Source organism: Pseudomonas glycinae, from assembly GCF_001594225.2.
GTDB lineage: Bacteria > Pseudomonadota > Gammaproteobacteria > Pseudomonadales > Pseudomonadaceae > Aquipseudomonas > Aquipseudomonas glycinae.
On record NZ_CP014205.2, the window covers coordinates 5,841,382 to 5,865,414 of the forward strand.

General features: G+C 62.8%; 23 protein-coding genes. 8 read left to right on the top strand and 15 right to left on the bottom strand.

Going from position 1 to position 24,033, the window contains the following annotated elements:
* Nucleotides 1-28: 28 nt before the first annotated feature.
* The 3 genes from AWU82_RS26650 to AWU82_RS26660 form a co-directional block, all read right to left on the bottom strand.
* Nucleotides 29-622 (bottom strand): HAD family hydrolase, encoded by a 594-nt coding sequence (locus tag AWU82_RS26650; protein WP_064382141.1) that lies wholly within the window; start codon nt 620-622, stop codon nt 29-31.
* Entirely contained in the window at nt 619-1,488 is an 870-nt protein-coding gene (tesB, locus tag AWU82_RS26655; RefSeq protein ID WP_064382142.1) for an acyl-CoA thioesterase II, read from the bottom strand. Before tesB ends, AWU82_RS26650 begins: the two co-directional genes overlap by 4 nt.
* Nucleotides 1,489-1,594: 106 nt before the next feature.
* Nucleotides 1,595-2,164: a GNAT family N-acetyltransferase gene (locus tag AWU82_RS26660; RefSeq protein ID WP_064382143.1), complete on the bottom strand. Its 570-nt coding sequence runs from the start codon at nt 2,162-2,164 to the stop codon at nt 1,595-1,597.
* 82 nt (nt 2,165-2,246) lie between these two features.
* On the opposite strand from AWU82_RS26660, the gene AWU82_RS26665 reads away from it, so the two are divergent.
* Nucleotides 2,247-3,167, top strand: a complete 921-nt coding sequence (locus tag AWU82_RS26665) for a histone deacetylase family protein (protein WP_064382144.1) — start codon at nt 2,247-2,249, stop codon at nt 3,165-3,167.
* A gap of 175 nt (nt 3,168-3,342) precedes the next feature.
* On the top strand, nt 3,343-4,602 hold the full coding sequence (locus AWU82_RS26670) for a TIGR03862 family flavoprotein (protein ID WP_064382145.1): 1,260 nt from the start codon (nt 3,343-3,345) through the stop codon (nt 4,600-4,602).
* 51 nt (nt 4,603-4,653) lie between these two features.
* Here the strand turns inward: AWU82_RS26670 and rhlE1 are convergent, their stop codons facing one another.
* Together rhlE1 and yedA are read right to left on the bottom strand one after the other, a co-directional pair.
* Nucleotides 4,654-5,994 (bottom strand): RNA helicase RhlE1, encoded by a 1,341-nt coding sequence (gene rhlE1, locus AWU82_RS26675; protein WP_064382146.1) that lies wholly within the window; start codon nt 5,992-5,994, stop codon nt 4,654-4,656.
* A 52-nt stretch (nt 5,995-6,046) separates the two neighbouring features.
* Nucleotides 6,047-6,997, bottom strand: a complete 951-nt coding sequence (gene yedA, locus AWU82_RS26680; protein ID WP_064382147.1) for a drug/metabolite exporter YedA — start codon at nt 6,995-6,997, stop codon at nt 6,047-6,049.
* A gap of 163 nt (nt 6,998-7,160) precedes the next feature.
* On the opposite strand from yedA, the gene AWU82_RS26685 reads away from it, so the two are divergent.
* On the top strand, nt 7,161-7,613 hold the full coding sequence (locus tag AWU82_RS26685) for an Lrp/AsnC family transcriptional regulator (protein ID WP_064382148.1): 453 nt from the start codon (nt 7,161-7,163) through the stop codon (nt 7,611-7,613).
* Between the two features lie 164 nt (nt 7,614-7,777).
* Here the strand turns inward: AWU82_RS26685 and AWU82_RS26690 are convergent, their stop codons facing one another.
* The 3 genes from AWU82_RS26690 to AWU82_RS26700 form a co-directional block, all read right to left on the bottom strand.
* Nucleotides 7,778-8,383, bottom strand: coding sequence for a 3'-5' exonuclease (locus tag AWU82_RS26690; RefSeq protein WP_064382149.1), 606 nt, complete (start codon nt 8,381-8,383; stop codon nt 7,778-7,780).
* 41 nt (nt 8,384-8,424) lie between these two features.
* A complete protein-coding gene (locus tag AWU82_RS26695) occupies nt 8,425-8,904 on the bottom strand; it encodes an NYN domain-containing protein (RefSeq protein WP_007958730.1) in 480 nt (159 codons plus the stop codon).
* Between the two features lie 137 nt (nt 8,905-9,041).
* The gene (locus AWU82_RS26700) at nt 9,042-9,800 is read right to left on the bottom strand and encodes a DUF2076 domain-containing protein (RefSeq protein WP_064382150.1); all 759 of its coding nucleotides are present in this window, start codon (nt 9,798-9,800) and stop codon (nt 9,042-9,044) included.
* A gap of 178 nt (nt 9,801-9,978) precedes the next feature.
* On the opposite strand from AWU82_RS26700, the gene AWU82_RS26705 reads away from it, so the two are divergent.
* Together AWU82_RS26705 and AWU82_RS26710 are read left to right on the top strand one after the other, a co-directional pair.
* Nucleotides 9,979-10,653, top strand: coding sequence for a YciC family protein (locus tag AWU82_RS26705; RefSeq protein WP_223290661.1), 675 nt, complete (start codon nt 9,979-9,981; stop codon nt 10,651-10,653).
* Nucleotides 10,654-10,727: 74 nt separating this feature from the next.
* Nucleotides 10,728-11,804: an endonuclease/exonuclease/phosphatase family protein gene (locus tag AWU82_RS26710; protein WP_064382152.1), complete on the top strand. Its 1,077-nt coding sequence runs from the start codon at nt 10,728-10,730 to the stop codon at nt 11,802-11,804.
* Nucleotides 11,805-11,806: 2 nt separating this feature from the next.
* Here AWU82_RS26710 and AWU82_RS26715 read toward each other — a convergent pair whose 3' ends face one another.
* From AWU82_RS26715 to AWU82_RS26735, 5 genes are all read right to left on the bottom strand, one after another.
* Nucleotides 11,807-12,643 carry an ABC transporter ATP-binding protein gene (locus tag AWU82_RS26715; RefSeq protein ID WP_064382153.1) on the bottom strand — a complete coding sequence of 279 codons (837 nt, stop codon included), beginning with the start codon at nt 12,641-12,643 and terminating at the stop codon, nt 11,807-11,809.
* Nucleotides 12,631-13,434 (bottom strand): ABC transporter permease, encoded by an 804-nt coding sequence (locus AWU82_RS26720; RefSeq protein WP_064382154.1) that lies wholly within the window; start codon nt 13,432-13,434, stop codon nt 12,631-12,633. The genes AWU82_RS26715 and AWU82_RS26720 overlap by 13 nt, the downstream gene beginning before the upstream one ends.
* A gap of 10 nt (nt 13,435-13,444) precedes the next feature.
* Entirely contained in the window at nt 13,445-14,422 is a 978-nt protein-coding gene (locus AWU82_RS26725) for an ABC transporter substrate-binding protein (RefSeq protein WP_064382155.1), read from the bottom strand.
* 403 nt (nt 14,423-14,825) lie between these two features.
* A complete protein-coding gene (locus tag AWU82_RS26730; RefSeq protein ID WP_064382156.1) occupies nt 14,826-16,196 on the bottom strand; it encodes an aspartate aminotransferase family protein in 1,371 nt (456 codons plus the stop codon).
* Between the two features lie 32 nt (nt 16,197-16,228).
* Nucleotides 16,229-17,722, bottom strand: coding sequence for an aldehyde dehydrogenase (locus AWU82_RS26735; protein WP_064382157.1), 1,494 nt, complete (start codon nt 17,720-17,722; stop codon nt 16,229-16,231).
* 239 nt (nt 17,723-17,961) lie between these two features.
* Here AWU82_RS26735 and AWU82_RS26740 point away from each other — a divergent pair, with 239 nt between their 5' ends.
* On the top strand, nt 17,962-18,876 hold the full coding sequence (locus tag AWU82_RS26740; RefSeq protein WP_007958716.1) for a LysR family transcriptional regulator: 915 nt from the start codon (nt 17,962-17,964) through the stop codon (nt 18,874-18,876).
* A 3-nt stretch (nt 18,877-18,879) separates the two neighbouring features.
* Here AWU82_RS26740 and hrpB read toward each other — a convergent pair whose 3' ends face one another.
* Nucleotides 18,880-21,399 carry an ATP-dependent helicase HrpB gene (gene hrpB, locus AWU82_RS26745; protein WP_064382158.1) on the bottom strand — a complete coding sequence of 840 codons (2,520 nt, stop codon included), beginning with the start codon at nt 21,397-21,399 and terminating at the stop codon, nt 18,880-18,882.
* A 108-nt stretch (nt 21,400-21,507) separates the two neighbouring features.
* On the opposite strand from hrpB, the gene pmcY reads away from it, so the two are divergent.
* Together pmcY and AWU82_RS26755 are read left to right on the top strand one after the other, a co-directional pair.
* A complete protein-coding gene (gene pmcY / locus AWU82_RS26750) occupies nt 21,508-21,927 on the top strand; it encodes a periplasmic Zn2+ metallochaperone PmcY (RefSeq protein WP_064382159.1) in 420 nt (139 codons plus the stop codon).
* Between the two features lie 15 nt (nt 21,928-21,942).
* On the top strand, nt 21,943-22,839 hold the full coding sequence (locus AWU82_RS26755; RefSeq protein ID WP_064382160.1) for a cation diffusion facilitator family transporter: 897 nt from the start codon (nt 21,943-21,945) through the stop codon (nt 22,837-22,839).
* Here AWU82_RS26755 and AWU82_RS26760 read toward each other — a convergent pair.
* Nucleotides 22,833-23,882: a DUF6515 family protein gene (locus tag AWU82_RS26760; RefSeq protein ID WP_064382161.1), complete on the bottom strand. Its 1,050-nt coding sequence runs from the start codon at nt 23,880-23,882 to the stop codon at nt 22,833-22,835. The genes AWU82_RS26755 and AWU82_RS26760 overlap by 7 nt on opposite strands.
* Nucleotides 23,883-24,033 lie beyond the last annotated feature (151 nt).

The window sequence follows — 24,033 nt, forward strand, 5'->3', positions numbered from 1 at the left end:
GATGGGGCCCGCTCCGACAACCGATGAATCAGGCGAACAACATCTGCCGCAACTCCACACAATCCTTCGCATGCCAGTCGGTCAACTCCGGCCACGGATTGTCCGGCAGATTCACCAGCACCGTGCGCGCACCCGCGGCACGACCGCAATCGAGGTCGAAGCGGTAATCACCGACCATCACCATCTCGCTCGCCGGCACTTGCCAGGCCTCGGCCAGTTTCAGTAGCCCCCCCGGATGCGGTTTTGGCTGTGCTTCATCGCGGCCCAGCACATCGTCCACCGCGAAGCAGTCGGCCAGGCCGATGGCCTCCAGCGTCACATGGGCCAGCTCCCGCGCATTGCGGGTCAGGATGCCGAGGCGATAACCCCGAGCGTGCAGGTCGCGCACCAGCTCCACGGCGCCGACCGCCGGGGTCGAGCCGAGCGCCAGATCCCGCTCATGTTCCAGCAGCCACGCGTGTTTCGCCGCTGCTTCCTCGGCAGGCAACGCCGCGAGGTGGGTGAGGATGTCATCCTCCGGCGGGATCGCCAGCGCCACGCGAATCGCCGCGAAGTCGTGCACGGCGACGGTCAGGGTGCCGTCCATGTCGAACACCCAGTGCCGCACCTCCGCCAGACTCATTCCCAGTCCTTGCGATGACGGATCAGGCCTTCCTGGGTCACCGACGCCACCAGTTGCCCGGCGCGGTTGAACACGCTGCCACGGGAGAACCCGCGAGAGTTGCCGGCCCATGGGCTGTCCATGGCGTAGAGCAACCAGTCATCGGCGCGCAGATCGTTGTGGAACCACAACGCGTGGTCGAGGCTGGCGACCTGCATGTCTTTCTGCCAGACCGATTTGCCGTGGGGCAGCATCGAGGTGGTCAGCAGACCGAAGTCCGAGGCGTAGGCCAGCAGATATTTGTGCAGCGCCGGGATGTCGGCCAACGCGCCATCGGCACGGAACCACACGTACTTGATCGGATCTGCCGGTTGCGGGTTATACGGGTCTTTTTCAGTGACCGGGCGCACTTCGATCGGCTTGGGGCACAACAGCTTTTCGCGCATGTGTTCCGGGATCAGGTGCGCGCGTTGCTGGGTCAGTTCCAGCTCCGACGGCAGGTTTTCCGGGCCGACCACTTGCGGCATCTGGCTCTGGTGTTCAAAGCCTTCTTCGTCGTACTGAAACGAAGCGCTGCAGGTAAAAATCGGGTGGCCTTTCTGGATCGCCGTCACGCGGCGGGTGCTGAAACTGCCGCCGTCGCGCACGCGGTCAACCGAGTAGACCACCGGTAACTTGGCATCGCCCGGACGCAGGAAATAACCGTGCATCGAATGCACATGACGCGCTTCTTCAACGGTCTGACTGGCCGCCGACAGCGACTGGCCGAGCACCTGGCCGCCGAACAACTGGCGAAATCCCAGATCCTGACTGCGACCACGGAACAGGTTTTCCTCGATCGGTTCGAGGGTCAGCAGATCCACCAGATCTTCCAACACTTGGCTCATTCAGACTCTCCTCACACAACGCTATGCCGCGCAGTCCTGGCTGCGGCGGCCAATTCAGATTCTGGCGCGAGCCACTGATCGCGCCATTGTAAACGTCCGTGTCGGCTTAGCCATGCAAGGTCTGCAGCCATTGCTCCCGGGTGATGCGGTACAACACATGTCGACGCAGCGGATGGTCGACCGCCAGTTTCGGATGATCAAAATCGTCGGCTGGATCGTGATGCATGCCGATCGCCTGCATGACTTTTTCCGACGGCAGATTGCTCTGCGCGGTGAAAGACACGATCTCCTTCAGGGCCAACCGGTCAAAACCGCAGCGCAGCGCGGTCCACGCCGCTTCGCTGGCATAACCGAGGCCCCAGTGTTCCTTGGCCAGCCGCCAGCCGATTTCCACCGCCGGGGTGAACGGCGCATCGAAGCCGACCACGCCGAGCCCGGTAAAACCGATGAACTCGCCGCTGTCCTTGCGCTCCAGCGCCCACAGGCCGTAACCGTGCTCGGCAAAATGCCCGCGTACCCGGCCGATCAGCGCGGCGCTTTCCAGCCGGCTCAAGGGCGCGGGGAAGTAGCGCATCACCTGCGGGTCGGCACACATGGCCGCGAACGCCGGCAAATCCTCGTCCTGCCATTGGCGCATCAGCAGCCTTGCGCTTTCCAGCTCCAGTATCGGTTCCATCCCGCCCCTCCGCTTGATGCCGTCAGTCTACATCGCTGTTAGGCTTTGCACTCTTTCCTGCAGCCTTTATGAATAGTCCACCATGCCGTTGCCGCTGATCTACCACGAAGACTACAGCCCGGAATTCCCGGCGGAACACCGCTTCCCCATGGACAAGTTCCGCCTGCTGCGCGATCACCTGGTGGACAGCGGCCTGACCCGCGACGAAGACCTGCTGCGCCCTGAACTGTGCCCCGCCGACATTCTCGCCCTGGCCCATGACCGCGGTTATATCGAACGCTACATGAGTGGCGAGTTGTCCCGCGAAGACCAGCGGCGCCTCGGTCTGCCGTGGAACGAAGCGCTGGCCCGACGCACGGTGCGGGCGGTCGGCGGTTCGATTCTCGCGGCGGAAAAAGCCCTGGAACATGGCCTGGCCTGTCACCTGGCCGGCGGCACCCATCACGCCCACTACGATTACCCTGCCGGGTTCTGCATCTTCAATGACCTGGCGATCATCAGCCACTACCTGCTGCAAAGCGGCCGGGTGAACCGGGTGCTGATCTTCGACTGCGACGTGCATCAGGGCGACGGCACTGCACGAATTCTGCACAACACCCCGGAAGCGATCACTGTTTCCCTGCACTGCGAGAAGAACTTTCCTGCACGCAAGGCCGAAAGCGACTGGGACATTCCGCTGCCCAACGGCATGGGCGACGCCGATTACCTGAAAGTCGTCGACGACGCGCTCAACTATCTGCTGCCGCTGTATCAGCCGGATCTGGTGCTGTACGACGCCGGCGTCGATGTGCACAAGGACGACGCCCTCGGTTATCTGCAACTGACTGACGAAGGCGTCGCCGCCCGCGATGAAAGCGTGATGCGCCACTGCCTGGGCCGCGACATCCCGGTGGTCGGCGTGATCGGCGGCGGTTACAGCAAAGATCGCCACGCCCTCGCCCGCCGCCACGGCATCCTGCATCACAGTGCGCAGCGCGTCTGGCAGTCATCGGGTTGTCATTGAGCTGTGCTGCGTTACCCACAATGGCTGTGGAACGGCCTGTGGATAACCTGAGCGAAAGGGACTACAGCCCATGCTGAACATGGCCTGCAGCGCGCTGGTTGTTTTTTGATCAGGCCTGACGATGGCCGCTGCTGCTAGAATGCGCGGCTTATTCCGCCACGCTATTGCCGCTGCCATGACCCAGACTTCCGCCGCCCCTTCCGCTCACGTCGCCATCATCGGCGGTGGCCCCGCCGGCCTGATGGCCGCCGAAGTGCTGAGCCAGGGCGGAGTCCGCGTCGACCTGTACGACGGCATGCCCTCGGTGGGCCGCAAGTTCCTGCTGGCCGGGGTCGGCGGCATGAACATCACCCATTCCGAAGCCTGGCCGGCCTTCCTCTCGCGCTACGCCGAACGCGCCCCGAACATCGCCCCGCTGTTGCGCGCGTTCGACGCCGATGCACTGTGCCGCTGGATTCACGAGTTGGGCATCGAAACCTTCGTCGGCAGCTCTGGCCGGGTGTTCCCCACCGACATGAAAGCCGCGCCATTGCTGCGCGCCTGGCTCAAGCGCCTGCGCGACAGCGGCGTGGTTATCCACACCCGCCACCGCTGGCTCGGCTGGGATGAAAACGGCGCGCTGCGCATCGACAGCCCGGAAGGCGAGAAAACCCTCAACCCCGACGCCACCTTGCTCGCCCTCGGCGGCGGTAGCTGGTCGCGGCTTGGTTCCGACGGCGCGTGGATGCTGCCGCTGGAGCAGCGCGGCGTAGGATTGGCGCCCTTGCAGCCAAGCAATTGCGGCTTCGAGGTGCAGGCCTGGAGCGAAGTGATGGTCAGCAAATTCGCTGGCGCGCCGTTGAAAAATATCGCCATCGGTTTGAACGACGACGTCCCTCGTCTGGGTGAATGCGTGATTACCGCGACCGGGATCGAGGGCAGTCTGATTTACGCGCTGTCGGCGCCGATTCGTGAGGCGATCAATGTGCACGGTGCCGCGACCATTCACATCGACCTGCTGCCCGGCCGTCCTGTGGATAAATTGCAGGCGGCACTGAGCAAACCACGGGGTTCGCGCTCGATGGCCAAGCATCTGCATAGTCAGGTGGGGATTGATGGGGTGAAAGCGGCGTTGTTGCGAGAGCTCACTGATGCCGCAACCTTCGCCGATCCGGCACTCTTGGCCCGGGCGATCAAGGCTTTGCCGCTGACGTTGGTGAAAACCCGGCCGCTGGATGAGGCGATCAGTAGTGCCGGCGGGGTGACGTTCGAGGCGATGGATGAGCGGATGATGCTCAAGGCGTTGCCGGGGGTGTTTTGTGCGGGGGAAATGCTGGATTGGGAAGCGCCGACTGGCGGTTACCTACTGACGGCGTGTTTTGCCAGCGGCCGGGCGGCCGGAGCTGGAATGCTGAAGTGGCTCAACAACAGCGGCAAGCTACAAGCCAAAAGCTAACGACAAACCGCCCTTGACTCGTAGCTTGCAGCTTGAAACTCGCCGCAGCCCTTATGGCTTACGCTTACGCGGCCCGGTATTGAACACCGGCACCTTGCGCACAGGCTTGATCGAAGGCTCCGGCGCCTGAGTCTCGCCGCTGTCCACCCACTTGCCCAGATTGCGCTTGCCACCGCCGCCACCGGAAGCCTTGGGCTTTTTCGGTTTCTTCGGTTTCTTGATCACCTGACCACTGGCATCGGTGTCCGGCACGCGGTGTTCCGGCACGAAGTCCGGTTCGATCTCGCGCTTCAACGTGCTGCGGGTGAGCATTTCAATCGCCGACAACATGTTCACTTCATCAGCGCACACCAGCGAGATCGCCTCACCGGTCAAACCCGCGCGGCCAGTGCGGCCGATACGGTGAATGTAATCCTCGGCAACGATCGGCAGATCAAAGTTGACCACCAGCGGCAGGTCTTCGATATCCAGACCACGGGCCGCCACGTCGGTGGCCACCAGAATCTGCACTTCGCTCAGTTTGAAACGATCCAGCGCCCGCTGCCGGGTCGCTTGCGGCTTGTCGCCGTGGATGCCGTCGGCGTTCACGCCCAGGCCCTGAAGTTTCTCGACCAACGCGTCCACACCATTACGGGTCTTGGCAAACACCAGCACTTGCTTCCACTTGTTCTTGCGCATCAGGTGCACGAACAGTTCCGGCTTGCGCTTCTTGTCTACCGTCACCACCCACTGCTTGACGGTGTTGGCCGCAACGTTGCGCGGGCTGACTTCGATGCTCTGGGGGTCGTTGAGCATCTGCCCGGCCAGCAGGCGGATGTCATCGGAGAAGGTCGCGGAGAACAGCAGCGTCTGACGTTTCTTCGGCAGCGCGCGGTAAATGTTCGCCAGCTCCTCGGAAAAGCCCAGGTCGAGCATGCGGTCGGCTTCGTCCAGTACCAGGGTTTGCAGCTGGTTGAATTTCAGCGCGTTCTGACGGAACAGGTCGAGCAGACGGCCCGGCGTCGCGACCAGCAGATCGACGCCGCCACGCAGCTTCATCATTTGCGGGTTGATGCTGACGCCGCCATACACTGCGTACGTGCGTAGCGGCAGATTTTCAGCGTACTGGCGCACGGCTTCGTGAACTTGCTCGGCCAGCTCGCGGGTCGGCACCAGAATCAGCGCGCGCACCGAGTTGGCGGTGACTTTCGGCCCTTCCATCGCCAGCAGTTGCAGCAGCGGCAAAGCGAAACCGGCGGTCTTGCCGGTGCCGGTCTGGGCCGCGGCCATCAGGTCGCGACCGGCCAGCACGGCCGGAATGGCTTGCGCCTGCACCGGCGTCGGGGTCTGGTAGCCGAGCTTCTCGAGGGAGCGCAGCAAGGGTTCGATCAGGCCAAGGGTGGCGAAAGTCATGGGAGTACCGTAGGAAAAATCAGAGCATGTGTGCGATGGCGCGCAGTTTACCCTAATTCGCACGCTGCTCCGTCGCTATGACCTTCGCTGCGGCAGCCGGCTCGCTGACCACCGACGGCCGCGCCGGACGCCGCCACTGCGGCAGACTGATCAGCACCACCGCGCCAATGATCACCAGCATTGCCAGCGCTTCTTCGATGCCGATGGTCTCGCCGACAAACACGATCCCCAGCAACACCGCCACCGCCGGGTTGACGTAGGCATAACTGGTGGCCGCCGCCGGACGAACGTTTTTCAACAGATACATGTAAGCGTTGAAGGCGATGATCGAGCCGAAGAAGATCAGATACGCCAGCGCCAGCCAGCCTTCCAGCGGCGGCATGGCCTGCAGGTGTTCACCGCTCGCCGCGCTGCCGATCAACAGCACCACGCCGCCGACCAACATTTCCACGGCACTGGCCATCGCGCCCTGAGGCAACGGCAGATGTTTGCTCCACACCGAACCGAACGCCCAGCTCGCCGCCGCGAAAATCAGCAACGCCGCGCCCAGCGGACTCGATTGCAGGTTGGAGCCCATGTTGAGCATCGCGATACCGATAATCCCCATCACCACCCCGGCCCACTCCAGGCGGGTGTTGCGCGCCCCCCAGAGATAACCGCAGAGCAAAGTGAACAGCGGCACGGTCGCCACCGCCAGCGCAGCAACACCCGACGCCACGCCGCTGTGCTCGGCCAGGGTCACCGCGCCGTTGCCGAAGCTCAGCAACAAAATCCCGATGATCCCCGCCGCTTTCCACTGCGCCCAGGTCGGCGCCGGTGCCCCGCGCCAGCGCAGGAACGCGTACATCAGCGTGCCGGCAATCACGAAGCGCACACCGCCGAGCATCAGCGGCGGCCAGTACTCGACGCCGATGCGGATCACCAGATAGGTCGATCCCCAAATCACGTACAACGCAAAAAACGCAGCGATCAGCGGCAAGGAAAAACGGCGCAAGGCAGACATGGGCAGCTCGAAAGTCAGACTCAGGGGATGGGTTATTCTAGAAAGGCCAACCGCTAAAAATAAGTTACAAAACCTGTTTATAGCGCCGGTACACTTTTGAAAACACGGAGATCGACGGCCAAAACCGCGATTTCGAAAGTCTGGCATTTTCAGGAGTCCGACCTTGGACAAATACGACCGCATGCTGCTCGGCGCCCTGCTCGAAAACGGTCGCGCGTCCTACGCCGACCTCGCCCGCAAAGTGAACCTCTCCGCCCCCGCCGTCGCCGAGCGCGTGGCTAAACTCGAGGCCAGCGGCGTCATCACCGGCTACTCGGCCAAAGTCGACATGGCCAAGCTCGGCCTGCCGATCCAGTGCGTCATCGAACTGCGCCTGAACCAGCACGGCAACCCGAAGGTGTACGACGAACTGATCAGAATTCCGCAACTCACTGAATGCCACCGCGTCACCGGCGACCCGTGCGTGATCATGCAGGCCGCCGTGGGCTCGATGACCGAGCTGGAAGAGCTGATCAACCGGGTGGCGAAATTCGGGTTCAGCAAGACGTCGATCGTGTTGTCGAGTGCGATAGAGAAGCGGGTGCCGTTGGGGCATATCGAAGGGAACGGAAAGTAACCTTCCCGTCCCGCTCGTTCCCACGCTCTGCGTGGGAATGCCTCAACGGACGCTCCGCGTTCGGCTTTGGAAGGGACGCGGAGCGTCCCGGGCTGCATTCCCACGCGGACGGTTCGACGCCTCGACGTGGGAACGATCAACAGGGAAATGTGTTTGCCTGAAAATCAGCGATAGCGTTGCAGGTGCTCGCCGACCTTGGCAGCCGGGACTTTCTGCAACTTGCACAGCAAGTCGTGCGATAGCTCCCGCACCCCATGCTTGCCCCGCAACTCATCCGCCAGATGCGCCAGCAAATTCGCCGCCATCTCCGCATCCGCCATCGCCCTGTGCGCCTGGCCGGTATGCGGCAACTGGGCAAACGTGGTGAGCGTACCGAGCTTGTGGTTCGGCGCCGCCGGCATCAGGCGGCGGGCCAGCAGCAGCGAGCAGGCGAAGTTCTGCAGGCGGGTGCGTTTGATCCGGCCCAGTTCGAAGTCCCAGAACTTCTGGTCGAAGGCGGCGTTGTGCGCCAGCAGGGGTGTGCAGCCGACGAATTCGTTGACTTCGTTCATCACCCGCTCGGCCGACGGCGCTGTGCGCAACATGGCGTTGCTGATGCCGGTGAGTTGTTCGATGAAGGCCGGGACGCGGACGCCGGCGTTCATCAGGCTCTGGTAACGCTCGACGATGCGGCCGTTTTCCAGCATGACCACGGCAATTTCCGTGGCCCGGCAGCTGCTGCTCGGCGAGATGCCGGTAGTTTCAAAGTCGATGACTGCAATGCGTTCCAAACCGGGTGGTACTCCGTCCAAATCAAGTCTTGAGCTTGCGCTCAATTTTTCAACAGCAGCGCGCCTTCGATCGGCACGTAACGGCTGGCGGCGCGGATCAGCGAGTTGGCGGTCAGGCCGGGAACGCCGTAGGCCACCGCTTGCACGCCGTGTTTGTTGATGATGCGTTCGAGCAGCATGTCGAAATCGCCATCACCGGAGGCCAGGACGATTTCGTCGACGTGGTCGGCGGCGTCCATGATGTCGAGGGTGATGCCCACGTCCCAGTCGCCCTTGGCCGAGCCGTCGCTGCGCTGGATGTAGGGTTTGAGTTTTACGGTGAAACCGAGGTTGCGCAGGATCTGCTGGAACTGCTGCTGTTTGCTGTCGCCCCGGTCGATGGCATAGGCGTAGGCCTCGACGATCTGCCCGTGCTGGCTGACATCCGCCCACAGCGCCGCGTAGTTGAAGTGGCAACCATAGGCCTGACGCACGGTGTAGTAGAGGTTCTGCACATCGGCGAACACTGCGATTTTTTTCACCGGAGTTCCTGTGAGCGCTGACGCGCATGAGCCGGATCAGGCACCAGGCCCGAAAAAGGCGCTCAGTATGCCAGCCCGAAGGAAGGTTCCGCGAATAATCGGCCCGGGGCGCTCAGGCGCCCCGGACGAATGGTGAGTCAGACGAAGGAATCGTCGTCATCGAAGAACGATGAGTTGTCATCGCTGTAGTCGGTGTCGGTAAAGCCGCCCTGGTCATTACCGTAGGAGTCGTTGTTGGCCATGCGCTGATCATCACCCCAGCCGTTGTTGCTCTGGTCGTTGACTTGAGCCGGCTCTTCCTTGATGACTTCGACGATTTCTTCCGGCTGCTGGTTGTGATGGAACAGGCTGCTGATGCCTTGCGCCAGCATCACGCCACCGGCCACACCGGCCGCCGTTTTCAGGGCGCCGCCGAGGAAGCTGCTGCCGGCTGCCGGGGCCGCTTGTTGCTGGCCATAACCCGGTGGTGGCGCGCCGAAGTTCTGTTGCGGCGCGGGTGCACCGAAGTTCTGCTGCGGTGCCGGCTCACGCCAGCCGCCGGTGGACGCCGGTGCGCTCTGGGTCGGCGTCGGGCGCGAGCTGCTGCCACCGAAGATGCTCGACAGGAAGCCGCCACCGCTGGAGGCCGGCGGCGCGCTCTGCGCCTTGGCCGATTGCAGCTCGGCCTGCAATTGCTTGACCTGTTGAGTCAGTTGTTTGTTCTGTTCGTCGAGGCTCTTGAGGGCAGCCTCCTGCACCAGAATCGCCTGGGTCATGAAATAACCTGCGGCCGGCTGGCGCGTCAGGTGTTCCTTGATCCGCGCCTCGGCCTGGGCGTCGCGCGGGGCTGCCTCCGTTTCGGCCTGTTGCAGCCGGGAAAACAGTCCATCGATCAGGGTTTGTTCTTCGCTGTTCATGGCGACCTCGTAGATTGCCGGGGATAACGTTGCCCTCCTCCACGTCGGAGGAGGCGCACCTCTGTAATGGAGGCAGCAACATAATGTTTCAATGACCTTTACCGAACGTTTACGTTTGCGCAGCGAAACGGATCATCGGTTAAAGTGGGCCACTGTTTTTGACCTGCGATACCGACTGATGAATGCCTTCGATGTGCTGCGCGACTCCCTGTATTTCTTCAAACGCAATCTGGGCCGGATCGTCCAGTTGTGCCTGCCGCTGGTGATTGTCGAAGCCGTGCTGCAACAGGTGGTCGACCATGCCAGCGACCCGGACGGTTACTCGGCCATCAGCGTGATCGTCGGCCTGCTGGTGTATCCGCTGTACACCGCCGCGCTGATTCTGTTTCTCGACGCCCGCACCCGCGGCGAATCCCCGCAAACCCGCGATCTGCTGGCAATGGCCGCTCGCCTGTGGCCGCGCTTCGCGGTGCTCACTGCGCTGAACACCTTGCTGATCCTGCTCGGGCTGTCGCTGTATTTCCTGCCGGGGCTGTGGCTGATGGTCACTCTGGCCTTCGGTGAATACCTGTTGGTGCTGCGCGGTTACGGTCCGTTGCAGGCGATGAAGGAGAGTCTGCGCCTGAGCCGTGGGCATTTTCTGCGGATTCTGGTGTGCATCCTGTGTGTGATGGGGCCGTTGTGGCTGCTCAAGGGCCTGACCCTGCAGGTCTATCCGGATCCACAGAATCCGTTGATCGCGGTGCTGATCGACAGCGGCCACAGCTTCCTGCAACTGTTCACCAGCGTGGTGCTGTTCCGCCTGTTCATGCTGATCAGCGAATTGCCCGACAAACGTGACGGAATAGTCTGACTGCACCGAGCTTGGGCTGATCGATGGGTCTCGGGTATGCTCGGGACCACTTCCGTATCGCTATAAGCCGAGCCATGACCCGTCTACTGCGCTACATCCTGTTGCCCGCACTGTTCGTCCTCGCCCTGATCGGCACGCTGATCTACAGCCTGACCTGGCGCCCCGACGCCCGGGAAACCCTGCCGGTCAGTTGCACCGGTCAACCGCCGACGCTGGTGCCCGGCCAGGCCCTGAAGGTCATGACCTGGAACGTGCAATACCTGGCCGGCAAGCGCTACGTGTTCTGGAATGACCTGGCGCAAGGCGACGACGAAGCCCCGACCCCGGAAGACATGGCGTTCAGCCTCGATGAAGTGGCGCGGGTGATCCGCGACGAACAGCCCGACGTGGTGCTGTTGCAGGAACTGGATGACGGCGCCAAGGCCAGCGACTACCAGAACCAGCTCAAGCTGTTGCAGGAGCGTCTGACCGACCTCTACCCGTGCAGCGCCCACGCCTTCGACTGGAAGGCCGATTTCGTCCCGGATCCGCACATCTTCGGCAGCGTCGGCCGGCAACTCGCCACCCTCAGCCGCTTCCGCATCGAACACGCCGAGCGCCTGCAATTGCCGGTGCAGCCGGCGAACCTCATCAGCCGTCAGTTCCAGCCGAAAGATGCCCTGCTCGCCACCACCCTGCCGCTCAGCGATGGCGGGCAACTGGTGGTGTTCAACACCCATCTGGATCGCGCCACCCAACCGGACGACACCTTGCAGGCGCAGGTGACAGCGGTGGCCAAGGTTCTCGACAAACACGAAAGCCACGGCACGCCGTGGCTGATCGGGGGTGACTTCAATCTGTTGCCGCTCGGCCAGTACCGGCGCCTGCCCACCGAGCAGCGCACGCCGTACTCCGCCGACAGTGCGCTGCATGTGCTGTGGGACAAATACCCGATGATCCCGACCAACAACGAAGCCAGCGGCATCGACCGCGCCAAGTGGCTGACCCATTACCCCAACGACCCCGGCCTCAACGGCCCGGACCGCACGGTCGATTACCTGTTCTACAGTCCGAAGATCAAACGGGTCGAAGCCACGGTGCGGCAGGACGACACCTTGCGCATTTCCGATCATTTGCCGGTCATTGCGCGGTTCCTCCTGCCACCCAACTGACCTCAATGAGCCTCTTCGAGATCGTCGTGCAACAGCCCGAAGATCTGCCGCTTCATGTCGATGAACGAGCGCTCCATCACCATGTCCAGCGTGCGTGGGCGCTCGATCGGCACATCCAGAATCTGCTTGATCCGCCCAGGCCTGGCGCCCATCACGTACACCCGGTCGCCGAGCAGGATCGCTTCGTCGATGTCGTGGGTGACGAACAGCACGGTTTTCTTGCTGTTGCCCCACACCCGCAATAACAGCTGCTGCATTTGCAGACGGGTCTGGCTGTCGAGGGCGCCGAAGGGTTCGTCCATCAGCAGGATCTGCGGATCGTTGGCCAATGCCCGGGCAATCGCTACCCGCTGCATCATGCCGCCGGACAGTTGCTTGGCGTAGTTGTCGGCAAATCCTGACAAGCCGACTTCGTGGACATAGTGATCGACAATTTCCTTGCGCCGCGCCGCCGGCATGCCCCGACGCTTGAGGCCGAATTCGACGTTCTGCCGCACCGTCAGCCACGGGAACAACGTGTAGCTCTGGAACACCATCCCGCGATCCGCGCCGGGACCCTGAACTTGCTGGCCGCCGACGTAGATTTCGCCGGAAGTCGGCTCGGCCAGGCCGGCGGTGAGGTACAGCAAGCTCGACTTGCCGCAGCCCGACGGCCCGACCAGCACCGCGAACTGCTGATCCGGCACCTCGAACGACACCTCTTCCAGCGCGGTGAAGGTTCCGCCGCCGGGCTTGCTGTAGCGCAGGCTGACCTTGTCCACCTGCAACCTTGGCGCAGCGAGTGCCGGTGCAGCGACCGGCTCGATGAAACGACGGTTGGCAGCGGTTACTGAGCCCATGCGGCAATCCTCAAACGCAAGAAGCGGAACAGTTGATCGGTGACCAGGCCGAGCAGGCCGATGATCGCGATGGCGAGAAAAATCACATCGACCTGAAAGCCGCGCATGGCCTTGAGGCTCAAGTAGCCGAGGCCACTGGAAGCGGCGACCAGTTCGGCGACCACCAGATAGGTCCAGGCCCAGCCCATGGTCACCCGCAAGGTGTCGAGCACACCGGGCAACGATGCCGGGGCGATCACATGCAGCACTGCGTCAAGCCGGTTGGAGCCGAGGGTGTAGGAGGCGTTGATCAAGTCCTTGGAGATGCCTTTGGACACATCCGCGATCATCACCAGTTGCTGGAAGAACACGCCGAAAATGATCACCGACACCCGCTGCTCCAGACCGATGCCGATCCACAGGATGAACAGCGGCACGAACGAGGTCACCGGCAGGTAGCGGATGAAATTGACCAGCGGTTCGAGGAACGCCTGGACGATGCGAAAGCTGCCCATCAGCAAACCCAGCGGCACCGCCACCAGCGACGACACGATGAAACCGACCATCACCACTTCGACACTGGCCCAGACATGCTGGCCTAGGGTCCCGTCGCGGCTCAGGCGCACGGCGGCTTCGACCACCGCGCCGGGTGTGGGCAGGAACATCCCCGGCACGATGCCGCCGTAGGACAACCCGGCCCACAGGCCGACCAGCAACACCCAGGCCAGACCGCTGGCGCTCCACACCACCGGCACCGGCAACCCGGTCTTCGGCGTGATGCAGCGGCTCAGCCATGAATTGCGCTTGAACATGACCAGTCTCCTAGAGCGGGCTGACGAAACGGTTATCCACCAGATCGTCATTGCTGACGTTGTAGGGCTTGCCCTGCAATTCGCTGGCGGTTTCGTTGGCCAGTTTGATCAGCGGTGCGCTGTCACCCGGCTTGCCCGGCGAGCCAAGGAGTTTTTCGCTCATGGCCTGATCGTAGAAGCGCACGCCTTGCGCGGCGGCGGCCAGTTCCTTCGGATCGGACAGGTAACCGCCGACACCCTTGGCCATGATTTCGTAGGCTTGCTGTGGATGGTCGTTGGTGTACTGCACTGCTTTGTAGAGACCGGCGACCAGCGCCTTGACGTCTTCCGGCTGCTTCTCGATCACCGTGCAATTGAGCGCCACTACATCGACGATCACCCCCGGCGTACTGCTGCTGTCGATCAGCACCTTGCCCTGCTGCTTGTCGCGCACCATCGACAGATGCGGCTCCCAGGTCACGGCGGCCGGCACACGACCGGCGATGAACGCGGTGGCGGCATCGTCAGCGGTCATGTTCTGCACGGTGATGTCGCTCATGCTCATGCCGTTCTTTTTCAGCAGGTACGAGAGCCAGAACTGCGAGGTCGACCCTTCGTTGACAGCCACGGCCTGGCCCTTGAGTTCTTGCAGGCTCTTCACGTTCTTGCCGACCAGCACACCGTCGCCGCCATGGCTGTCATCCAGCGCGGCCACGGCCTTGAAGCAGAACTGCGGGCGGTACTTCAGCACTTCATCGATGGTCGAGGCCGAGCCGGACAATTGCCCGGACGCCTGGGCGGCCATGTACATCGACGCTTCTTCGACCACCGGCAATTCGACGGTCAGACCGTTTTCCTTGAAGTAGCCCAGATCCTGGGCCAGATACAGGGTGCCGTAACCGACCCACGTGGTGTGGCCGATCGACAAGGTGCCGGCCTGGGCGGCGGTGACGGTGAGGGCGGAAATCGCCAGAGGACCTGCAAGACGGGTAAACAAGGACTTGTTCATGGAGCACTCCCAACGCTGTTGATTTAGTTGTCATGGGCAGTACGGCCAACCGTGGTGTCGCGATTGCACGCTGCGGTCTCTGCTGGACTCTGGCGGGCAATGCCTTGGCTGGCGAAATCGATGTTGACCCAGGCTTGGCGTCAGGAAAACGAGGAAATAGTTAGACGCGAACGATGAAAAAACTGGGTAGTGCGCACCGCGAAAGGGCGTGTCGGGCGGGGGGTGCCCGAGGTGGGTGCAGATTGGGAAAAAAGTCTGGCGGAGATCGTTCCCACGCTCTGCGTGGGAATGCAGCCCGGGACGCTCTGCGTCCCATTCGAGAGCTGGAACGCGGAGCGTCCCTTGAGGCATTCCCACGCAGAGCGTGGGAACGATCAGGACACGGAACGAGCGATCGGGGGAGTTAGAGCCGGCCGTATTCTTGCGCCGTACGATCAACCGCTTTCAACGTCTTGCCCACCAACTCGTCAATCTCTTCACGACTGGCAATCAGCGCCGGCGCCATGATCATCCGCCCCAAGGTCGAGCGAATGATCACCCCCTCTTCAAAACCGATCGTGCGGCAGCGCCAGGCGATGTCGTTCTCATTGGCAAAGCGCTTGCGCGTGGCCTTGTCTTCGGCCAGTTGCAACGCCGCGACCATGCCCGTGCCCTGAATATCGCCCACCAGCGGGTGATTGCCGAACACCTCGCGCAGGCACTGTTGCAGGTACGGGCCGATGTCATCCTTGACCCGCGTCACCACGCCTTCATCGCGCAATGCCTTGAGGTTGGCAATCGCCACCGCCGCCGCTACCGGGTGACCGGAATAGGTCAGACCGTGGGCGAATACGCCGCCCTGCTCCACCAGCACGTCGGCCATTTTCTTCGACAGGATCAGCCCGCCCATGGGGATGTAACCGGAGGTCAAGCCCTTGGCGATAGACAGGGTGTCCGGCTCGAAACCGAAGTATTCGTGAGCGAACCATTCGCCAGTGCGACCGAAGCCGCCGATCACTTCATCGGCGCACAACAGCACGTCGTATTTGCGGCAGATGCGCTGGATTTCCGGCCAGTAGCTTTCCGGCGGGAAGATCATCCCGCCCGCGCCCTGGAACGGTTCGGCGATGAATCCGGCGACCTTGTCCGCGCCCAGTTCGAGGATCTTCGCTTCCAGTTGCTGCGCCGCCCGCAGGCCGAATTCAGCCGGGGTCAGGTTGCCTTCGTGGGCGAAGAAGTACGGCTCGTCGATGTGCGCGATGTCGGGAATCATCCCGCCCATTTCATGCATGAACTTCATGCCGCCGAGGGCCGTCGCCGCGAGGGTCGAACCGTGATAGCCGTTCCAGCGGCCGATCATGATTTTCTTCTCGGGCTTGCCCAGCACCTGCCAGTAACGGCGCACGGTACGGATCAACACCTCGTTGGCCTCGGAGCCGGAGTTGGTGTAGATCGCGTGGCTGTAGTGCCCAGGCAGCAGGCTGAACAGCAGCTCGGAGAGCTCGATCACCTGCGGGTGAGTGGTGTGGAAAAACATGTTGTAGTACGGCAACTGCTCCAGCTGCCGACTCGCCGCGGCGTTCAGATCCTTGCGCCCGTAGCCGAGGTTGGTGCACCACAGCCCGGACATGCCGTCGAGGTAGCGCCGACCGTCGTTGTCCCACAGATGCAGGCGATCACCACGCACCATCACCCGTGGGCCTTCGTCGTTGAGGGCTTTCTGGTCGACGAACGCATGAATGTGGTGCGCTGCATCGGCGGCCTGGTAGTCGCGGGTTTCACGTGAGGTGGTCATCGCCGGATCTCCTTTCTTGTTGTGAGCGGCTGTCATGAGCGCAGTTGAAACCAGGTGGTTTTCAACTGGGTGTATTTGTCGAACGAGTGCAGCGACAGATCGCGGCCGAAACCCGATTGCCTGCCACCGCCGAACGGCACGGTCACGTCCAGCGCATCGACGCTGTTGACCGACACCGTACCGGCTCGCAATTGCCGCGCCACCCGGTGCGCGCGGTGCAGATCATCGGTCCACAGCGAGGCCGCCAGACCGTAGACGCTGTCGTTGGCCAGTTGCAAGGCGTGGGCCTCATCATCGAACGGCATCACCGCCAGCACCGGGCCGAACACTTCTTCGCGAAACAGCGTCATGTGCGGCTGCACGTCGGTGAAAATCGTTGGCTGAATGAAGTTGTCCGAGCCGTTGAAACTCAGTTGCCGCCCGCCGCAGACGCGGGTCGCGCCTTCACGTTCGGCCTGGTTGATGAAGCGCAGAATGCTTTCGGTCTGACGAGTATCGACGATTGCCCCGGCCGCACTCGCAGGGTCCAGCGGATTCCCCGGCTGCCAGCGCTCGGCCTGGGCCTTCAGCCGTTCAACGAACTCGTCATGAATCGAGCGTTCCACCAGCAACCGCGAGTTGGCCGAGCAGACTTCGCCCTGATTGAAGAAGATCCCGAACGCGGCTTTCTGCGCCGCCAGATCCAGATCCTGGCAGTCGGCGAACACCAGATTGGCGCTCTTGCCGCCGCACTCCAGCCACACCTGTTTGAGGTTCGACTGCGCGGAGTACTGCATGAAATATTTGCCGACCTGGGTCGAGCCGGTGAACACCAGGCAATCGACATCCGGGTGCAGGCCCAGGGCTTTACCGGTTTGTTCGCCGAGCCCCGGCAGCACGTTCAGCACGCCGGCCGGCAGCCCGGCTTCCAACGCCAGCTCAGCCAGACGCAACGCGGAAAACGGCGATTGTTCGGCGGGTTTGAGGATTACCGAGTTGCCCGCCGCCAGCGCCGGGGCGAGTTTCCACGCGGCCATGTCCAGCGGGAAATTCCAAGGCACCACGGCGGCGACCACGCCCAGCGCTTCGCGGGTGATGGTCGCCAGCACGTTCGACGCGCTCGGCGCGACCTGATCGTAGAGCTTGTCGAGGCTTTCGGCATACCAGCGGAACACCCCGGCGGCGCCCGGCACGTCGATGTTGTAAGCGTCCATCACCGGTTTGCCCATGTTCAGCGAATCGAGCAACGCCAGCTCTTCGCGATTGGCCAGAATCAGATCCGCCAGCCGCAGCAGCACTTGCTTGCGCTCGGTCGGTGAACGCCCGGCCCAGGTGCCAGCTTCGAACACCTGCCGCGCATTCTGCACCGCCGCATCGACATCCTCTTCACCGCAAGCGGCGACGTTTGCCAGCAGTTGGCCGGTGGCCGGGTCGATCGCGGCAAATGTCTGTCCCGACTGCGCCGCACGCAATTTGCCGTCGATCACGGCCTGGTACGGATAGCTCAATTCAGCGGCCTTGCGCTGCCAGTCTGCAAGCTCGAACACGGTGGTTGCTCCTTGGACTTTTATTCTTCTGAGAACAGTGCGGGGTCGATAGTCGCTCAGGCCCGTGCGCGCTAAAACCAGTAAAAATGTCTTCGCAGACAATAAAAAAGGTAACCAGCCGAGGGCCCCTTCACGCGCGTATGGGGCTATTGTTCAGGGACAAAAAAACCGCCGACAGAACGGAGGCCGGCGGCGTACAAATTGCTTGGATGTGCAATCCGTTCGCTTTGAGGTTCACCGTGGCCGCTTACAACCTGCGTCAGTTGAAATACTTCATCACCACCGTCGAATGCGGCAGCGTCGCCGAAGCGTCGCGCAAGCTGTACATCGCGCAACCGGCAATTTCCACGGCGATCAAGGGGCTGGAGGACAGCTTCGGCGTGCAACTGCTGATCCGCCATCACGCTCAGGGCGTGTCCCTGACACCGAGCGGCGCACGGTTCTTCCGCAAGGCTCAGGAACTGCTGCGCATGGCCAAAGAGTTCGAACAGAACGCCCTCGCCGACAACGACGTGGTGGCCGGGCAGATCGATATCGGCTGTTTTGAAACGGTGGCGCCGCTGTACCTGCCGCAACTGATTGCCGGCTTCTCGGCGCTGTATCCGGGGGTAAAGATCCGCATCCGCGACGGCGAACAACAGGAACTGGTGCAAGGCCTGACCTCGGGCACCTTCGATCTGGCAATCCTGTACAAACACGACCTCGACGCCACCATCGAAACCGAGCCGCTGATGCCGGCCCAACGGCCTTACGCCCTGCTGCCGGCAGATCACCGCTTCGCCCAGCTCAAGCAGGTTTCGCTGCGGGACTTGTGCCTGGAACCGATGATCCTGCTCGACGTACAACCGAGCCGCACCTACTTCGTCAGCCTGTTCGAAGAACTCGGGCTGTCGCCACGCATCGAGTTCAGCTCGCCCTCGATCGAAATGGTGCGCGGCATGGTCGGCCAGGGTTTCGGCTTCTCGATCCTGGTGACCCGCCCGCATTCGGAATGCACCTACGACGGCAAGAAAGTCGTGTGCGTAGACATCGTCGAAGACGTCACCGGCTCGGGGCTGGTAGCGGCGTGGCTCAAACGCGGACAACTGACCAAACCGGCGCAGTTGTTTGCCGATTATTGCCGGGAGCAGCTGACCGCGAAGGCCAGTCGCTGACCCTTATGTACCGCGCGGCTTGGCCCGCGCGGTGGCTTCAGCCACCAGCGGATCATCCGGCCAATAGTGCTTCGGATACCGCCCCTTAAGATCCTTCTTCACTTCGGCATAAGTGCTGCGCCAGAAGTTGGCCAGGTCCTGCGTCACCTGCACTGGGCGCCGTGCGGGCGACAGCAGGTGCAGCTTGACCACTTGCCGGCCGCCGGCGATGCGCGGTGTGTCGGCGAGGCCGAACAGCTCCTGCAAGCGCACGGCGAGAATCGGTGGTTGCTCGCTGTAGTCGAGGCGAATCGACGAGCCTGACGGCACGCTCAGGTGATGGGGTGCCTGTTCGTCAAGCTGTTGCGGCAGCGGCCATGGCAACAGATTACGGACGATGCTCGACAGGTCGAGGTTGGCGAAATGGCTGAGGCGCGAGACCTTGCCCAGGTAAGGCATCAGCCAGTCTTCGAGTGTTTTCAGCAACGTTGCGTCACTGACATCCGGCCATTGGCTGTCGCCCTTGGCGTCCAGGTCGAGCTGACGCAGTAACGCGACTCGCGCCTGCCACTGGCGCAGTTCCGGGGTCCACGGCAGCAGCTCCAGCCCCTTGCGCCGCACCAGATTGACCAGTGCCTGACTGCGGGCGTTTTCGTCGAGACCGGTCAGTGGTTCGCGGCTGAGGATCAGCTCGCCAACCTTGCGCTGACGCTCGGCGCGCAGCACGCCTTCGCGCTCGTCCCAGTCCAGTTGATCGACGTTGTGCACCTGTTCCGCCAGCACCGAATCGAACAGCGCCGGATCGAAATCCGCCGCCAGATAAATCCGCTCTTCACGCTGACCTTGGCGACTGCCGAGGTCGGCGATGACGATCCACGGTTCCTTCATCAGGCTGTCGGCTTCAGCGAACAATGCCGCACGGCCGTTGGCCAGACGATATTCGGCACCACCGGCACGCCGCTGCTGAGCGACGCGGTCCGGGTAGGCCAGCGCCAGCAAGGCGCCAAGCCAGCGCGGGTGATCCGGGTCGGCGACCGGTTCGCTCGGTTGCCCACGCAGGTAGCCGCGATATTGCCGCGCCAGTTGCCGGGCGCGCTGCACGCCGCCCTGGGCACCACGGGCCGCACGTTCTTCACCGGACAGCAGTGCCAAACGACTGTGAAGATCGGCCCCGGCGCCACGCAAAATGTCGCGCTCGCCGAGCAACGCGGCGACGTCGCATGCCATGTTCGCCAGACCGAGCGCCTGACCGCGCAACAGCAAATGCGCGATGCGCGGATGGGCCGGCAATTCAGCCATGGCCTGCCCGTGACGGTTGAGGCTTTCACCGTCCAGTGCACCGAGGCGCTGCAACAGGTCCTGAGCCTGTGCATAAGCGGCGGCGGGCGGCACGTCGAGCCAGATCAGATCACTCGGCGCCACGCCCCAGCGCCCGAGTTGCAACGCCAGCCCTGCGAGATCCGCCGAAAGGATTTCCGCACTGCCATAAGCCGCCAGTTGTTCGTGCTGATCCTGCGACCACAGGCGATAACACACGCCCGGTTCCAGACGCCCGGCCCGACCCGCACGCTGGGTAGCGCTGGCTTTGGAGATGCGTTGGGTGTCGAGGCGAGTCATGCCGCTGCCCGGATCAAAACGCGGCACCCGCGCCAGCCCGGCGTCGATCACTACGCGCACACCATTGATGGTCAGGCTGGTCTCAGCGATGTTGGTGGCCAGCACCACTTTGCGCTGGCCGGCCGGCGCCGGGTCGATGGCGGCACGCTGGGCATTCAGGTCGAGTTCGCCGTGCAACGGGCAGAGCATCACGTCGCTGCGCTCACCGATGGCGTCCGCCAGTTGCTGATGAACCCGCCGGATTTCCGCCTGCCCCGGCAGGAACACCAACAGGCTGCCGGTTTCATCGTGCAGCGCTTCGAGCACCGTTTGCGTGACACGTTGATCGATGTATTCGCCGGGCTGGAACGGCCGGCCCCAGCGCATCGTCACCGGGAACATCCGGCCCTCGCTGCGCAGGATCGGCGCGTCGTCGAGCAGCCCGGCCAGGCGTTCGCCTTCAAGGGTGGCGGACATCAGCAGAATCTTCAGCGGTTGTTCAGCTCGAAACAGCTCGCGACCGTTCAGACTGAGGGCCAGCGCCAGATCGGCGTCGAGGCTGCGTTCGTGGAATTCGTCGAAGATCAGCAGGCCCACGCCTTCCAGCGCCGGGTCGTCCTGCAAACGCCGGGTGAGAATACCTTCGGTGACCACCTCGATGCGTGTCTTGGGGCCGACCTTGCTGTCGAGACGAATGCGATAACCGACGGTTTCACCGACCTTCTCGCCCAGCTCGCTGGCCAGCCGTTCCGCCGCTGCGCGCGCGGCCAGTCGACGCGGTTCGAGCATGAGAATGGTCTGCCCGTTCAGCCATGCTTCATTGAGCAGGGCCAAGGGCACGCGGGTGGTTTTACCGGCGCCGGGCGGTGCTTCGAGCACGGCTTCGTGGCGTGTCGCCAACGCTTCACGCAGGGCGGGTAAAACTTCGTCGATCGGCAAAGAAATCATGCTGGCTCCCAAACAGAGCGGCGAGTATAACGGCGAACTGCTGAGCGTTCGTCAGGGTCTTAACTTCACACGATGACGCTTCGTTAACAGATGACTCAGGAGATTCCCATGCGCTTACCTTTTCGCCTGATCGGCGGTGTACTGGTTGCCACCCTGCTCACTCAGATCACCGCGTGCGGTTCGATTTTCTATCCCGACCGGCGCGGCCAGATCGACGGCAAGATCGACCCGGCGATCGCCGTGCTCGATGCCGTGGGCCTGTTGTTCTATATCCTTCCCGGCGTGATCGCGTTTGCCGTGGACTTCGCCACCGGCGCGATCTACTTCGAACCGGGCCACACGGCGCAGGTCGATCCGGCCAGGCTCAAGCAAGCCATCGGCCCGGACGGCCAGGTCGATAACATCAAGTTGCAGGCTATTCTCGAAACCGAGCTGGGCCGCAATCTGCCGCTGGACGACCCGCGCCTGATCCAGCACAAAGGCAGCACCCAGCAACTGGCGATGTTCGGCCTGCAACCTGCCGCATAAGGAATTGACGCACCCATGACCACAAGCCCCGAACACGCCCGCCTGCTGCGGCTGGCGACCCGCGCCTCGGTGGCGGTGGCCTGTACGCTGATCATCGCCAAAGCCATCGCCTGGTGGCTGAGCGGTTCGGTGAGCATGCTCGCCGGCCTCACCGACTCGGCCCTCGATGGCATCGCTTCGTTGCTCAATCTGCTGGCGGTGCATTACGCGCTGCGCCCGGCGGATGACGATCACCGTTATGGCCACGGCAAGGCCGAATCCCTGGCGGGCATGGCCCAGGCGCTGTTCATTGGCGGCAGTGCGCTGCTGATCGCGTTACAGGCTTATGAGCGTCTGAAAAATCCCGAGCCGCTTGGTGCGCCATGGCTGAGCATCGGGGTGATCGTGTTTTCCCTGGTGCTGACGGCGGCGCTGCTGATGTTGCAGCATCGGGTCATCAAGCAGACCGGCTCCAACGCGGTGCGGGCTGACTCACTGCATTACCGTTCGGACCTGTTGCTCAACGGCAGCATTCTGATTGCGCTGGTGTTGGCCGGTTTGGGTTTCGAGCAGCTGGATGCGTGGTTTGGTCTGGGGATCGCGGCATACATTCTGTGGAGCGCAATCCAGATCGCCCGGGAAAGTTTTTCGGTGCTGATGGATGAAGAACTGCCGGCGGATGTCAGTCAGCACATGCTCGAACTGGCGTGCGGCGTGCCGGGCGTATTGGGCGCGCATGATTTGCGTACGCGGATTTCCGGCAATCACTGGTTCGTGCAGTTGCACCTGGAGCTGCCGGGGGAGCTGACGCTGTCAGTCGCCCACGGCATCAGCGATCAGGCGGCGGATGCCATTCACAAAGCCTACCCGCGGGCCGAAGTGCTGGTGCACGCCGACCCGCAGGAAGTGGTCAAAACCGCCCGGGCTCAGTAGTTGACCTGATAACCGCGACTGCTCAGGCAATTGCCCTGGGCCTGGCGGTAGGCCTGCACCACTTCGGGCGCCGGTTGATAAGTCGCGGTGCGCGGATTGAAGCCGCTCTGCTGCACCGCGTACTGATAGCACTCGTAACCATCGCGCTGAACCTGCTCCGGTGACTGACCGTTGGCCGGATACGCCTCCACGTCATAACCATTGCCGGTCGGCTGCGGTGGCTGCTGTACCGGCGGCTCGACCACCACGTAATCCTGCGTTGCTTCCTGATAGGCGTAGTACGAACCGGCGGCGAGGAACAGCAGCGAACCGCCGATCCACACTTCCCGTGCGTAATCCGGCAGGTACTGGATGCGAATCCCGCGTGGCGGTTGGACCACGATGTAACGCGGGCCTTGCGGGCGATACCAGTAGCCGCCGGAGTAGAAATAGTCCTGGCCGCGATACGGCACACGGTAATCACGATCCGGGAAACGGTCGATCACATGACCCGGCCGATACTGCGGGCCAGGGCCCCAGCCGTTGCCATGCCCATCCGGGCGACCCGGCCAGCGGTTGTCGTTGGGGCGGTTGCCGGTCTGCCAGTTCTGGTGATAACCATTCTGCGGGCGCTCGTCGCGGTAGTAACCCTGACGCGGTTCCTGGGTCTGGCGCACGGTGTCGGGGCGCGGCTGGATCGGCAGATCGTTGGCCGGCAATTGCGGCGGCGGTGGCGGCTGACGCACCGGGTTGGGGTTATAGGCCGGACGTGGCTGGTTCTGGTTCTGCCACTGGCCGTTGTTCGGTTGGCCGTGATTCTGCTGCCCGTTGTGCTCGAACTGGCGGCTGTTGTCGCCACGAATGATGTCGTTGTTCTGCCGCTGCGGATTGTTCTGGCCGCGCTGCTGATCACCGCCGCCATGCCCCTGATTGTTGCCCTGATGATCCGGCCCGCGTCCGCCGCCGTCGGGGCCGCGATTCTGCGGCTCATCCGCCAGCGCTTGCGCACCGACACTCATACACAGCAAACCAACACTGGCCAGACGCCAGATGCGCGACTTCATGAAATTCCTCACTGCGCACTAGCGCCTGAAATTAAGAGGGCTTGTAGCTAAGACCGGGGATGGACACACCGGGTTCTGCTACAGGTTATCAGTCACGTCATTTATTTATTGAGCGAGAGGGGCCAAATCGCGGGCAAGAAAAAAGGGAGAC

Excerpts from the sequence above, each read along its gene's own strand:
- AWU82_RS26650 (WP_064382141.1), bottom strand. The coding sequence starts at position 622 with ATGAGTCTGGCGGAGGTGCGGCACTGGGTGTTCGACATGGACGGCACC.
- tesB (WP_064382142.1), bottom strand. The coding sequence starts at position 1,488 with ATGAGCCAAGTGTTGGAAGATCTGGTGGATCTGCTGACCCTCGAACCG.
- AWU82_RS26660 (WP_064382143.1), bottom strand. The coding sequence starts at position 2,164 with ATGGAACCGATACTGGAGCTGGAAAGCGCAAGGCTGCTGATGCGCCAA.
- AWU82_RS26665 (WP_064382144.1), top strand. The coding sequence starts at position 2,247 with ATGCCGTTGCCGCTGATCTACCACGAAGACTACAGCCCGGAATTCCCG.
- AWU82_RS26670 (WP_064382145.1), top strand. The coding sequence starts at position 3,343 with ATGACCCAGACTTCCGCCGCCCCTTCCGCTCACGTCGCCATCATCGGC.
- rhlE1 (WP_064382146.1), bottom strand. The coding sequence starts at position 5,994 with ATGACTTTCGCCACCCTTGGCCTGATCGAACCCTTGCTGCGCTCCCTC.
- yedA (WP_064382147.1), bottom strand. The coding sequence starts at position 6,997 with ATGTCTGCCTTGCGCCGTTTTTCCTTGCCGCTGATCGCTGCGTTTTTT.
- AWU82_RS26700 (WP_064382150.1), bottom strand. The coding sequence starts at position 9,800 with ATGAACAGCGAAGAACAAACCCTGATCGATGGACTGTTTTCCCGGCTG.
- AWU82_RS26705 (WP_223290661.1), top strand. The coding sequence starts at position 9,979 with ATGAATGCCTTCGATGTGCTGCGCGACTCCCTGTATTTCTTCAAACGC.
- AWU82_RS26710 (WP_064382152.1), top strand. The coding sequence starts at position 10,728 with ATGACCCGTCTACTGCGCTACATCCTGTTGCCCGCACTGTTCGTCCTC.
- AWU82_RS26715 (WP_064382153.1), bottom strand. The coding sequence starts at position 12,643 with ATGGGCTCAGTAACCGCTGCCAACCGTCGTTTCATCGAGCCGGTCGCT.
- AWU82_RS26720 (WP_064382154.1), bottom strand. The coding sequence starts at position 13,434 with ATGTTCAAGCGCAATTCATGGCTGAGCCGCTGCATCACGCCGAAGACC.
- AWU82_RS26725 (WP_064382155.1), bottom strand. The coding sequence starts at position 14,422 with ATGAACAAGTCCTTGTTTACCCGTCTTGCAGGTCCTCTGGCGATTTCC.
- AWU82_RS26730 (WP_064382156.1), bottom strand. The coding sequence starts at position 16,196 with ATGACCACCTCACGTGAAACCCGCGACTACCAGGCCGCCGATGCAGCG.
- hrpB (WP_064382158.1), bottom strand. The coding sequence starts at position 21,399 with ATGATTTCTTTGCCGATCGACGAAGTTTTACCCGCCCTGCGTGAAGCG.
- pmcY (WP_064382159.1), top strand. The coding sequence starts at position 21,508 with ATGCGCTTACCTTTTCGCCTGATCGGCGGTGTACTGGTTGCCACCCTG.
- AWU82_RS26755 (WP_064382160.1), top strand. The coding sequence starts at position 21,943 with ATGACCACAAGCCCCGAACACGCCCGCCTGCTGCGGCTGGCGACCCGC.
- AWU82_RS26760 (WP_064382161.1), bottom strand. The coding sequence starts at position 23,882 with ATGAAGTCGCGCATCTGGCGTCTGGCCAGTGTTGGTTTGCTGTGTATG.